This window comes from Silanimonas algicola (genome assembly GCF_054777375.1).
Window position 1 is genome coordinate 546931 of record NZ_BAAHAS010000002.1, and the last position, 12340, is coordinate 559270.

Annotated in this window: 8 protein-coding genes; 3 read left to right on the top strand and 5 right to left on the bottom strand. The window is 69.3% G+C overall.

What is annotated here, in order from left to right; all coding sequences use genetic code 11:
* Positions 1–11 precede the first annotated feature (11 nt).
* Genes mutL through ACYVAK_RS07765 form a run of 3 tightly spaced genes read left to right on the top strand, consistent with a single transcriptional unit; the run spans position 12 to position 3752 of the window.
* Entirely contained in the window at positions 12–1835 is a 1824-nt protein-coding gene (mutL, locus tag ACYVAK_RS07755) for a DNA mismatch repair endonuclease MutL (protein ID WP_461059601.1), read from the top strand.
* 10 nt (positions 1836–1845) lie between these two features.
* Positions 1846–2853 carry a DUF1684 domain-containing protein gene (locus ACYVAK_RS07760; protein ID WP_461059603.1) on the top strand — a complete coding sequence of 336 codons (1008 nt, stop codon included), beginning with the start codon at positions 1846–1848 and terminating at the stop codon, positions 2851–2853.
* Positions 2854–2855: 2 nt separating this feature from the next.
* Entirely contained in the window at positions 2856–3752 is an 897-nt protein-coding gene (locus ACYVAK_RS07765) for a TraB/GumN family protein (protein WP_461059605.1), read from the top strand.
* On the opposite strand, the gene rsxB is transcribed toward ACYVAK_RS07765, so the two are convergent.
* From rsxB to ACYVAK_RS07790, 5 genes are all read right to left on the bottom strand, one after another.
* Positions 3731–4264 (bottom strand): electron transport complex subunit RsxB, encoded by a 534-nt coding sequence (gene rsxB, locus ACYVAK_RS07770; RefSeq protein WP_461059607.1) that lies wholly within the window; start codon positions 4262–4264, stop codon positions 3731–3733. The genes ACYVAK_RS07765 and rsxB overlap by 22 nt on opposite strands.
* A 7-nt stretch (positions 4265–4271) precedes the next feature.
* Positions 4272–4850 (bottom strand): electron transport complex subunit RsxA, encoded by a 579-nt coding sequence (gene rsxA, locus ACYVAK_RS07775; protein ID WP_461059609.1) that lies wholly within the window; start codon positions 4848–4850, stop codon positions 4272–4274.
* Positions 4851–4887: 37 nt separating this feature from the next.
* Positions 4888–7005: a methionine--tRNA ligase gene (gene metG / locus ACYVAK_RS07780; protein WP_461059611.1), complete on the bottom strand. Its 2118-nt coding sequence runs from the start codon at positions 7003–7005 to the stop codon at positions 4888–4890.
* A gap of 127 nt (positions 7006–7132) precedes the next feature.
* A complete protein-coding gene (locus ACYVAK_RS07785) occupies positions 7133–9964 on the bottom strand; it encodes a TonB-dependent receptor plug domain-containing protein (protein ID WP_461059613.1) in 2832 nt (943 codons plus the stop codon).
* A 182-nt stretch (positions 9965–10146) separates the two neighbouring features.
* Positions 10147–12201, bottom strand: a complete 2055-nt coding sequence (locus ACYVAK_RS07790) for an alpha/beta hydrolase family protein (protein WP_461059615.1) — start codon at positions 12199–12201, stop codon at positions 10147–10149.
* Between the last annotated feature and the right edge of the window lie 139 nt (positions 12202–12340).

The window sequence follows — 12340 nt, forward strand, 5'->3', positions numbered from 1 at the left end:
GCGATGCCCGCATGCCGATCCAGCTGCTCCCCGAAGTCCTGATCAACCAGATCGCCGCCGGCGAAGTCGTCGAGCGGCCGGCGTCGGTCGTGAAGGAGCTGGTCGAGAACGCCCTGGACGCGGGTGCCCAGCGCGTGGAGATCGACCTCGAGGAGGGCGGCGCACGCCTGATCCGCATCCGTGACGACGGCGTCGGCATGGCGCCTGCGGAACTGCCGATGGCGGTGTCGCGTCACGCCACCAGCAAGATCGCCAGCCTCGATGATCTCGAAGCCGTCGCCACGCTCGGTTTCCGCGGCGAAGCGCTGCCGTCGATCGCCTCGGTGAGTCGCTTCTCGCTGGCCTCGCGCACGGCCACGCAGGAGCGCGGCGCGAAGCTCGACGTCGAGGGCGGACGGCTCGGCGAGGTGACGCCGCACCCGCACGCGCAAGGCACGACGGTCGAGGCGCGCGACCTGTTCTTCAACGTGCCCGCACGGCGCAAGTTCCTGAAGGCCGAGCGCACCGAGCTCGGGCATGTCGAGGATTGGCTGCGGCAGCTTGCGCTGGCCCGCCCGACGATCGAGCTCAAGCTGAACCACAACGGCCGGCTGCTGCGGCACTACCGCCCGAACGGTGGCGACGCGCCGAAGCGCCTCGCCGAAGCGCTGGGCCCGGAATTCCACGAGCGTGCGCTCGGCCTCGACCACGCGCAGGCCGGGCTGCGCCTGCACGGCTGGATCGGCTTGCCGACGGCCTCGCGCAGCAGCGCCGACCAGCAGTTCTTCTACGTCAACGGCCGCGCCGTGCGGGATCGCATCGTCGCGCATGCCGTGCGGCAGGCCTACGCCGACGTGCTGTACCACGGGCGGCATCCGAGCTTCGTGCTGTTCCTCGAGCTCGACCCGCGCCGCGTCGATGTGAATGTGCATCCGGCCAAACACGAGGTGCGCTTCCGCGACGGCCGGCTGGTGCATGACTTCATCTTCCGCACGTTGCACGAAGCGTTGGCCGAGGCCCGTCCCGCCGACGCCGTCGGGGCACCGTCGAGCCCGGTGGGCCCAGTGCCGACCCCGGTGGCAGGGCTGCCGCAGTGGGCGCCGGCGGACCAGTCGCGCCTGGGCCTGTCGGTGGGTGACACCATGGCCGCCTACCGCACGCTGTACGCGGCATCGGACGCCCGCGAGGCGAGCCCGCCGTCCGCCGCGACCGTCGCACCGAGCCCGGCCGCCTTCCCGGCCGGCGCTCCGGTGGAAGGGGATGACACCGTTGCGCCGCCGCTGGGCTTCGCGCTGGCTCAGCTGCATGGCGTGTACGTCCTGGCGCAGAACGCCCAGGGCCTCGTCCTCGTGGACATGCACGCGGCGCACGAGCGCATCACCTACGAACGCATGAAGGCGGCCTTCGCGGCGCAGGACCTGCGCGCCCAGCCGCTGCTGGTGCCCGAGGCCCTTGCCGTGAGCGAGCGCGAGGCGGACACGGCGGAGCTGCACGCGGCGCTGCTCGCCTCGCTGGGCTTCGAAGTGCGGCGCACGGGGCCGCAGTCGCTGTCGCTGCGCAGCGTGCCCGCGCTGCTGGCCGATCTCGACGCCAAGCCGCTGCTGCTCGACGCACTGGCCGAATTGCGCGAGCACGGCAGCACGCGCAAGGTGGAGGAAGCCGTGCACGGGCTGATGGGGGGCTGGGCCTGCCGCAGTTCGGTGCGCGCCAACCGCCGCCTGACCGTGCCCGAGATGAACGCCCTGCTGCGTGACATGGAGGCGACGGAACGCGCGGCACAGTGCAACCATGGTCGCCCGACCTACGTACAGTTGGAGCTCGCGGAACTGGACCGGTTGTTCCTCCGCGGCCGATAAGGAGCCCTGCATGCGTCGTTCCATCCCATCCCCCCGCGCCGCGCGCTGGCGCATTGGCCTCTCCGTGCTTGTCGCTGCGCTCATGGCCGTGGGTTGCACCGGGGAATCCGGCCCGTCGCAGGCGGAGATCGACGCCCAGGCGAAGCGCGAAGCCGCGGCCGCCGCCGCCGCCGCGGTCCACGCCCGCAGCGTCAACGAGGTGCGCGAGACGCGCCTCGCGAACCTGCAGAAGCCCGATGGCTGGCTCTCGCTCGTCGGACTGCATTGGCTCAAGGCCGGCAACAGCTACGTCGGCAGTGGCGCCACCAAGGGCGTCCGCCTTGCCGTCGGCCCGGAGGAGGTCGGACTGATCCGACTCGACCGCGACGGCACGGTGACCTTCCGCGCCACCCGCGGTGCCGGCGTGACCTACGACGGCCAGCCCGCCGACGGCAACACGCGCACCTTGGTGACCGACGCCGATGGCGGCACGCCGACGGTGGTCGGCTTCAACCAGGGTGACGCCAGCTTCATCGTCATCAAGCGCGGCGAGAACTACGGCCTGCGCGTCCGCGATGCGCTCGCACCGACGCGCACGCGCTTCCCGGGCCTTGACTACTTCGACATCGATCCGGCGTTCCGCTTCGACGCGCGTTTCGAAGCCCATCCGCCCGGCCAGACGATCACGATCGTCAACGTCCTCGGCATCGAGGAGGCGATGGCCAATCCGGGCGTCGTGGTGTTCCAGAAGGACGGCGTCGAGTACCGCCTGGAAGCGGTGGACGAGGGGGACGGCCGCCTGTTCCTGATCTTCGCCGACCGCACCAGCGGCCACGAGAGCTACGCCGCGGCGCGCTTCCTGTACGCGGAGCAGCCAGCGGACGGTGGCATGACCGTGGTCGACTTCAACCGCGCGTACAACCCGCCCTGCGCGTTCACCGAGTTCTCCACCTGCCCGATGCCGCCGCCCTCGAACCGCCTCGATCTCCGCATCGAAGCCGGCGAGAAAAAGCCGCTGCCGCTGCTGGCGTCCTCCTGAGCATGGCCGTTCGCGGCGCTTGGCAGGCCCTGGTCTTCGTCGTCGCGACGGCGCTGGCCGCCAGCGTCGCCGCCGCGCCGGGGCCGCCCCGGCCGCTGCTCTGGAAGGCCAGCGACGGGAACAACGACGTCTACCTGTTGGGTACCTTCCACCTGTTGGAGGCGGGCGACTACCCGCTCGACCCCAAGGTGTATGCCGCGCTCGACGATGCCGAGCAGGTGTTCTTCGAACTCTCGCCCGAGGCGCTGGCGGATCCGACCCTTGGCGTGAAGTTCGCGCAGGCCGGCCTGCGCACCGACGGCCGCACCCTGCAGCAGGCGCTGGACGCCCCGACCTGGGCGGCCACCGTCCAGCTCGCCACGGCGGCGGGCTTGCCGATCGACGCCTTGCAGCGGATGGAGCCCTGGTTCGCCGCGTTGACGCTCAGCATGGCGGAGATGACTGCCGCAGGCCTCGATCCGGCGCTGGGCCTCGACAAGCATCTCGCGCAGCGCGCCACCCGCGAGGGCAAGCGCACGGCGGGACTGGAGACGCCGGCCGACCAGATCCGGTTGTTTGATGGCATGAAGGTCGGCGTGCAACTCGCGCAGCTGCGCGACGTCGTGGAGCGCTCCGACGAAATCCGCAGCGAGACCGAATGGCTGCACCGGCAATGGCGCGAGGGCGACGTCGACGCGCTGTACTGGGGCATGGCGGCCGCCATGAAGGCTCGGGATCCGGCGCTCTACGAGCGCATCAACACGCAGCGCAATGCCGCTTGGGTATCGCGCATCAAGGCCTTGCTCGACGCGCCGGGCGACGACGATGCGCTCGTCGCGGTGGGCAGCCTGCACCTGCTTGGCGCGGAAGGTCTGGTGCAGCAGCTGGCCGCGGCCGGCTACACCGTCGAGCGGCTGTAGCGCGACGGCGGCGGCGCGGCGACGAGGTCGATGCAGTCGACCGGGCAAGGCGGAATGCAGAGTTCGCAGCCGGTGCAGAGGTCGTCGACGACCACGTGCAGGAACTTTGGCGCGCCAACGATGGCGTCGACCGGGCAGGCGGCGATGCACTTGAAGCAGCCGATGCACTCGTCTTCGCGGATCCGCGCGACCTGCGGCGGCTTCTCCACGCCGTGCTCGGCGGACAGCGGCTTCGGTTCGCGGCCGAGCAGCGTGGCCAAGGCCCGGATGCCCGCGTCGCCGCCGGGCGGGCACTGGTTGATGTCCGCCTCGCCCTTGGCGATGGCCTCGGCGTAGGGGCGGCAGCCGGGGTAGCGGCACTGGCCGCACTGCGTCTGCGGCAGCACGGCGTTGATCTGCTCGACGAGCGGGTCACCTTCCACGGCGAAGCGTTTCGCCGCCCAGCCGAGCACGGCGCCAAGGGCGGCGCACAGCGCCACGAGGGCCAACAGCGGCAGCCACAGGTCGGCCACGGCCCGCCTAGCGGTCCATGCCGGTGAAGCCGGCGAAAGCCAGCGCCATCAGGCCGGCTGTCACCAGTGCGATCGGCGCGCCTTTGAACGCGGCGGGCACGTCGGCCGACTCCAGGCGCTCGCGCAGGGCGGCGAACAGCACCAGCACGAGGCCGAAGCCGACGGCGGCGCCGAAGCCGAAGAGCACGGAGTCGAGCAGCGAGTGCTTCGCTTGCACGTTGAGCAGGGCCACGCCCAGCACCGCGCAGTTGGTGGTGATCAGCGGCAGGTAGAGGCCCAGCACCTGGTACAGCCGCGGGCTCTGCCGGTGCAGCAGCAGCTCGGTGAACTGCACCGTGGCGGCGATGACGAGGATGAAGGCCGGCGTGCGCAGGTCGCCGATGCCGAGCGGGTCCAGCAGCCAGTGCTGGAGCGCCCACGAGAGCCCGGCCGCGAGCGTCAAGACGAAGCCGGTCGCCAGCGCCATGCCCACGGCGGCATCGAGCTGCCTCGACACCCCCATGAACGGGCACAAGCCGAGGAACTTCACCAGCACGAAGTTGTTGACCAGCACCGCGCCGACGAGGATCAGGAGAATGTCGGTCATGGGCCTTCGGCGCGCGCGAAACGGGGCGTCGCGGGACTCAGCGCACCGGCATGCCGGGCAGGGCGCCGCCGTCGACGTCAAGCAGGGCCAGTGCGCCGCCGTCGAAGCCGGCCGAGAGGATCATCCCCTCGCTCATGCCGAAGCGCATCTTGCGCGGCGCGAGGTTGGCGATGAACACGACGTGGCGGCCGACGAGCGCTTCCGGCTCGCCGTAGCTGGCCCGGATGCCCGAGAAGATCTGCCGCTCGCCGAGCTCGCCGGCGTCGAGCTTGAAGCGCAGCAGCTTGTCCGAGCCCTCGACGAAGCCGCACTCCAGCACCTTGCCGATGCGCAAGTCGAGCTTGGCGAAGTCCTCGATGCCGATGAAGGCCGGCGCACCAGCGTCGGCGGGCGCGGCGGCAGGCTTGGGCGTCTCGGCCTTGGTGGGCTTCGCCGGCTTTTCCGTCGTGGCGGCAGTGGCCTTGGCCGCTTCGGCCGCGGCGGCGAGGGAATCCTTGGAAGCGTCGATCATGGTGTCGATCTGCTTGGTTTCGATGCGGGTGAGCAGGGGCTCGTATGGGCGGATGGCGCGGCCGAGGAGCGGCGTGGCGGCATCGGCCCAGCCGCTCACGGGAGCGTCGAGGAAGGCCTCGGCCCGGGCGCACAGCGCCGGCAGGATGGGCTTCAGGCCGATGGCCAGCAGGCGGAACAGGTTGAGGCCCTGCGTGCAGACGCGCTGCAGCTCGGCGTCGCCGCCTTTGGCCTTGGCGATCACCCAGGGCTTCTTCTCGTCGACATAGCGGTTGGCTTCGTCGGCCAGTGCCATCACCGCGCGCACGGCGGCGGCCGCGTCGTCGTCGAGGTAGTGGCCGCGCACCGTGTCGAGGGCTTCCACGAAGCGGGCGACCATCGCCGGATCATCGAGCTCGGCGGCGAGCTGGCCGCCGAAGCGCTTCTCGATGAAGCCCGCGCAGCGGCTGGCGATGTTCACGAACTTGCCGACGAGGTCGGAATTCACCCGTGCCATGAAGTCGGGCAGGTTGAGGTCGAGGTCGGTGACGCCGCCCGAGCTCTTCAGCGCGTAGTAGTAGCGCAGCGCTTCCGGCGGCAGGCCGGCCTCGAGGTAGGTGCGGGCCTGGATGAAGGTGCCGCGCGACTTGCTCATCTTGTCGCCGTTCACCGTCAGGTAGCCGTTGACGTGCAGGCGCGTCGGCGTGCGGTGTCCGGAGCCGTGCAGCACCGCCGGCCAGAACAGGCCGTGGAAGTTGACGATGTCCTTGCCGAGGAAGTGGTGCAGCTCGGTCTCGCCCTTCGCGTTGCGGCCGGCATCGAGGAAGGCGCCGAAGTCGAGGCCGTTGGCCTCGCACAGCGCCTTGAAGCTCGACAGGTAGCCGATCGGCGCATCCAGCCAGACATAGAAGTACTTGCCCGGCGCGCCGGGGATCTCGAAGCCGAAATAGGGCGCGTCGCGCGAGATATCCCAGGCGCGCAGGCCGGACTCGACCCACTCCATCAGCTTGGCGCGCACGCCCGGATGGGCGACGTCGCCGGCCAGCCACTCGCGCAGGAAGGCCTCGAAGCGGCCCAGCTCGAAGAAGTGGTGCTCGCTCTCGCGCAGCTCCGGCGTCGCGCCGGAGACGACCGAGCGCGGGTTCTTCAGCTCGGTGGGCGAGTAGGTCGCACCGCAGCTCTCGCAGTTGTCGCCGTACTGGTCGGCCGTACCGCAGTTCGGGCACTCGCCCTTGATGTAGCGGTCCGGCAGGAACATTTCCCGCACCGGATCGAACAGCTGCTGGATCGGCCGCGCGCCAATGTGGCCGTTGGCCTTCAGCGCCGCATAGATCGCTTCCGTGAGCGCGCGGTTGCCGGCGCTGTTCGTCGAGTCGTAGTGGTCGAAGCCGACGAGGAAATCGGCGAAGTCACGCTCGTGGCGGGCCTGCACGCCGGCGACGAAGGCTTCGGGCGTGGTGCCGGCCTTTTCGGCGGCCAGCATGATCGGCGTGCCGTGGGTGTCGTCGGCGCAGACGAAATGGGTGGTGCCGCCGGCCATGCGCCGGGCCCGCACCCAGACGTCGGCCTGGATGTAGCCGACCAGGTGGCCGAGGTGGATCTCGCCGTTGGCGTAGGGCAGGGCGGTGGTGACGAGGGCGGGCGCGGGGGCTGCGGAAATGGTCATCGGCGTCGCGGGGAAGGCAGGTGGTGATTATCGCAGATGGCGCCGGATTCCCGGATCGAGGGCGGCCCGGGAAAGACGAAGCCCGGCGTGAGGCCGGGCTTCGAGGGCTTGCGGGCGTACCGGGGCGTCAGTCCAGCGCGTAGGTGAACTGCACCGACACCTCCCGGCCGATGGGGCTGAACGCCCGCCAGAAGTACGGGTAGCTGTTGAAGCCGTCATCGCGGGGCGCGAACTTGTTGAACAGGTTGTTGACGTAGAAACCGACCGAGGCTTGCTCGGTAAGCCGCTTCGTCGCGTTCACGTTCCACAGGATGTACGGGGCGATGCGCCCGGTTTCCTGCCAGTTCGGGACGCTGCCGTAGCGCGTCACGAAGACGTTGGTCGTCCAGTCGTTCCGCGCCCACGCCACCGAGCCGCGCATTCGGCTGCGGAAGTCGAAGTTGCCGGGGTCATCGCGCCAGTCTTCCTGCACCGGATCGGTGGCGAAGCTCTGCAGCTCGAAGTTCAGTACGTGGGACCAGTCGAGGCTGAAGGCGAAGGTGCCCCAGCGGCCGGTCCCGAGTCGGTAACGCAGGGAGGCGTCGATGCCGTCGATGCGCTGGTAGGCCTGGTTCACTGGCCCGCTGCGGACGCCGGTGATGCGGTCCGTCGGTTCGCCGGGGGCCGGGGCGCGTTGCACGCGGCTGACGATCTCCTGGCAGAAGCCCGAGTTGATGTCGAAGGCGTAGGGTTGGCGGGTGCGCGTCAGGCCCGTGCGGCACCCGCCCTCGGCGTCGAGGATGTAGGTCGACGTGAGGTTGGTCACCGCGCCCTCGAGCTTGATGTCGTAGTAGTCGAGCGATGCCGAGAGGCTATCGGTGATGTCCCAGACGAAGCCGCCGGTGAAGGAGCGGCCGGTTTCCTCTTCGAGCGTCGGCTCGCCGCGGCTGGTGGCGAACACCGAGTAGGTGTACGTGGCCCCCGCGCAGGTCGAGGTGCCCGGCGTTCCCCCGGTCGAGAGGCAGCGGAACGTGTCGAGCGCGTTGCTGAAGCTGCCGCTGCCCTCGTTGTACACGTAGTGCATGTCCGGGGCCTTGAAGCTCGTCGACAGGTTGCCGCGGACCAGCAGCGAGTCGATCGGACGCCATTCCAGGCCGGTGGCCCACGTACGCGCGTCATCGACGTTGGTGATGTCGTCGTAGGTGTCGTAACGGGCCGCGATGGTGGCACGCAGCGATTCCAGCAGGGGCAGGCTGGTCTCGAGGCCGATGGCGTAGCGATCGCGGTCGCCGCCGCCATTGGTGCCGGTCAGGTTGTACGCGAGGCGGTTGGTCGGCAGGATCTGCGGCGGCGAATCGAGGTCATAGCCCTGCTGGGTGACTTCAAGCACCGTGGCGAAGCCGATCGGGCCCGCGGGCAGCGAGAAGAGCTCGCCGCTCAGGACCACGTTGCCCTGGTTGACGTAGGACTCGGACTCGTACTTCAGGTTGCTCGACAGCGACGCGTACTCGGCGGGCGTCAGTGGCCGGTAGAGGCGCTCGAGGTTGAGCAGGTGGCGCGGCGTGCCCGTGGTGTTCAGGCGAGGGCCGAAGAAGAAGTCGGTGACGGCCGAACCGTCGAGGCGCGGGCGCGTGCGCGTCGCCCGGTAGTCGGCCCGGCCGACGGTGGCCTCCCAGTCGAAGCGTTCGCCGAGCGTGCCGCGCAGGCCGAAGGCGAGGTCCAGCGAGGCTTCGCGGAAGCGCTGCAGCGTGCCGTCGATGCCGCCGTATTCCTGCGGCGTGAAGATGCGCTGGATCTGGACGTTGCCGTTGATCTCCGGGTTCGTCGCGAAGAAGGTGCTGGTGACGCCGACGCCATCCGTGTGGGGGCCGTTGATGAATTCGACGCCGCCGGTGAGCTTCGATCGTGACTGGAAGCCCATCACGCTGGCCCAGGCCTCCATGCCGTTGTCGAACTCGACGTTGCCGAAGAGGTAGCCGGACAGGTCGTTGTTGCCGTTGGCGATCGACTGGTAGCCGACGTCATCGAAATACCCGCAGGCGTTGCCTTGGGTGAAGGCCTGCCCCGTCGCGGCATTGACCGCGCGGTAGGTCCAATCGACGTATTCGCCGCCGAAGCGGGCGCAGGTGCCGGCCGGGGGGGCGATGAAGGACAGGGAGCCGGTGGGCAGGCCGATGCGGTTGATGCGCAGGCCCGCGGCCGGCTGGATGCCCACGACGGCCGGCGGCAGCGGGTTGTCGAGGCGCGAATCCATGAAATCGCGCTGGAACCCGTAGACCGGTTCGTCGGCGTAGTACTGCAGCGCATAGGTGAGGCTCCAGCCATCGCCGGTGCGTCCTCCCACCCACTGCAAGTCGGCGAAATCGCCGCCGCCCTCGGTCGAGGTGCCGGTGCGGAGCTTGGCCACGTCGCCGCGGAAGTCCTTGCGCAGCACGACGTTGATGACGCCGGCCACGGCATCCGACCCGTAGATCGCCGAGGCGCCGCCGCTGAGGATCTCGATGCGTTCGACCGCGGCCGTCGGGATGTTGTTGAAGTTCTGGAAGTTGCTCTGTCCGTTGTAGGGGAACGGGTAGTCGGCCGCGCGGCGCCCGTTGATCAGCAGCAGTGTCCGCCCGGTGCCGAGGCCACGGAGGTTCACCGGCGTCCCGTTCGGGGTGAAGCCGCCGGCCGAGTTGAGCTCGTTCTGCACGGAGCCGGCGTTCTGCGTGATCGTCTCCAGCGTTTCGGCCACGGTCACGAAGCCTTCCCGCTGCAGTTGGTCGTTGGTGATGATGGTGACGGGCGACGGCCCTTCGATCGTGGCGCGCTTGATGCGCGACCCGACCACCTGCACGGCCTCGAGCCGCTTGGCGCGTTCTTCCGATGCGGTCTCGTCGTCGCGTGTCTGCGCGAGTGCCGGCGTCACGCCGCCGAGGGCCAGGGCCGCGAGTGTGGCGATGAACAGCGGCGAGCGCGGCGGGTGTTTCCTGATCTGCATGATTCGAATCTCCCCAATTCGATGTGGTGGACAAGGCCCCGGCCGTTCCATGCGGCTCCCCGGACGGCGGGACTCGAGCCAACATTAACAGCAGGTTAATGGTCTGTGTAGGCCGTGTTACGGCCCGGAAACGACGAAGCCCGGCACGAGGCCGGGCTTCGAAGCGAACGATGACGAGGGGATCAGTTCGTCGACGCAGTGCTGGCGATCGCGGACGAGCCGCCTGGCGCCATCTTGCACTCGTTGGCGAGGAAGTCCTCGATGAGCGCGAGGCCGCGGGCGGCGTGGCGCGGATACCACGGGAAGCTGTGCGGCTGGTCGGGGATCAGCTCGAACTTGGCCGGCACCTTGTCCTTCACCGCGTTGTAGAAGTTCTCGGCGTGCCAGGCGGGCGTGCGGACGTCACGGTCGCCGACATACAGCAGGACCGGGATGTTGGCCTTCGCGGTGTTCTGCATCGGGTCCATGCCCGCGACGGTCACGCCCTGGACGATGCGCTGCAGGCGGTTCTCGCTCCAGTTGTTGCCGAGGCGGGCGAGGTCGGTCACCGGGGCGCCGGAGATGGCGCAGGCGTACGGACTGTTCTCGCGGACGACCGCCGCCGCCGCGGCGAAGCCGCCATACGAGTAGCCGAAGATCGCGATCCGCTCCGGGTCGGCGATGCCCTCCTGGACCAGCCAGGCGGCGCCATCGTCCTTGTCGTCCTGCATCTTCTGGCCCCACTCGGCATCGCCCGCGAGCCAGAGCCTGCGGCCCAGGCCCTGCGAGCCACGGTACTGCGGACGAAGCACCGCGTAGCCGCGCGAGGTCAGGAACGGCACCCAGCCCGAGGCGTCCCAGCCGCCGAAGTCACGCGACCAGGGGCCGCCGTGCGGGTGGATGATGGTCGGCAGCGGGCCCTGCTCCGGCGTCCATCCGGCCGGGAGGTCGAGGATGCCGGGGATCGTCATGCCATCGCGGGCCTTCCACGTCACCCAACGCTGTTCGCCGATGTCGTTCGGGTCGATGCCCGAGCGTTCCGCGCCCAGCGGCAGCACCTGCTTGCCGTCGACCAGCAGGTGGTAGCGCGTCGGGTGGCGGTGGCTCTCGGTGCTGAACATGATCTTCTTGCGGTCGTCCGTGTAGTTCAGGACGTTGACCAGCTGGCCCGGGAAGGCCTGCTTCAGGCCCTCGTGGATGGCCGCCAGCTGCGGGTCGACCCAGGTGGTCTCCATGTTCATGGCGGCCACGGTGTAACCGAGCACTTTGTTGAAGTCGCTCGGGCGGGTGCCGAGGATGATGTTGGCGATCGAGAACTCCGGATGGGCGACCAGCGGTTCGTCGTCGAACTGGCGCGTCTTCGGGTCGTACATGCGCGCCTGCACGAGGTCCGAGAACAGGTCTGTCAGCACGTAGAACTTGCCGGTGGCCTCGTCGCGACCGACGAAGTTGAACTGGAAGCGGTCGTTGATGCGCCGGGTGAGGTTGTCATGCACCTCGAACTCGCCGGTCTCGCTGTTCTTGATCAGCACGCGCTGCTCGAACGTGCCGTCCACCGGCTCGAGCTGCGTGCGGGTGAGCAGGTCGCCCGTGCGCGGGTCGAACAGGCCGGGCGAGGTGCGGCCACCGGCGCGGAAGAGGAGCTCGGTCTGCTTGGTCCGGAGGTTGTAGCGGTAGTAGCGGTCCTGGAAGGACGCCATGTCGGTCTGCGAGACGATGACGTTCTCGGGATCGAGCGGCAGGCCGTTCACCAGCTGCGCGCTGCCGGCGATCTCGAGGCAGCGCTGGGTGGCCTCGCCGATGCCCGTCGCGCGGACGTTGGCGGCGAACGCCTCCTCGAACTTCGACTGGTCGGCATTGGTCAGGTAGGCCTTGATGACGAAGGTCTTGGTCGATCCGATCGACTTGCCTTCACCGCATCCGGCCAGCGGCCCGGTGAACTCCTGGCGACCGACGACGAAGATGTGCTCGGCCTTCAGCGCGGATGCCGAAATGAATTTCATGCGGTCGCCAGAGGCGGTCACGGTCGGGCCGGCCTCGAGGTTCTCGAGATCCCACGCGGCGAGGGAGGTATCGAACTCCTCCGCGCCGGCCTTGCCGATCAGGGCCACGATGCGGCGGCCGTCACTGCTCATCGAGATCGATTGGATTTCCTGCATGCGCGAGAGCGCGTCCGCAGGAATGGGGTCGCGTGCAACGGCCGCGCCGCTGCTGGCCAGCGCCGCGAGGGCGAGGCCGGTGAGGAATGTCGAGCGCATAGGGGGGTTCCCGGTAAGGCTGAAGGATTGCTGAAGCGTTCCGCACGCGCGAGTTTGCCGCAGCGCCATGCGGAGGGAATGTGCAGAAAGGCAGGGGGGTGCCCCGGCCCGCACCAAAGAAAACGGCCGGGAAACCCGG

Bases quoted from the DNA above. Each gene is read 5' to 3' on its own strand.
- ACYVAK_RS07765 (WP_461059605.1), top strand. From the start codon at position 2,856: ATGGCCGTTCGCGGCGCTTGGCAGGCCCTGGTCTTCGTCGTCGCGACG.
- ACYVAK_RS07785 (WP_461059613.1), bottom strand. From the start codon at position 9,964: ATGCAGATCAGGAAACACCCGCCGCGCTCGCCGCTGTTCATCGCCACA.
- ACYVAK_RS07790 (WP_461059615.1), bottom strand. From the start codon at position 12,201: ATGCGCTCGACATTCCTCACCGGCCTCGCCCTCGCGGCGCTGGCCAGC.
- rsxA (WP_461059609.1), bottom strand. From the start codon at position 4,850: ATGACCGACATTCTCCTGATCCTCGTCGGCGCGGTGCTGGTCAACAAC.
- mutL (WP_461059601.1), top strand. From the start codon at position 12: ATGCCGATCCAGCTGCTCCCCGAAGTCCTGATCAACCAGATCGCCGCC.
- ACYVAK_RS07760 (WP_461059603.1), top strand. From the start codon at position 1,846: ATGCGTCGTTCCATCCCATCCCCCCGCGCCGCGCGCTGGCGCATTGGC.
- metG (WP_461059611.1), bottom strand. From the start codon at position 7,005: ATGACCATTTCCGCAGCCCCCGCGCCCGCCCTCGTCACCACCGCCCTG.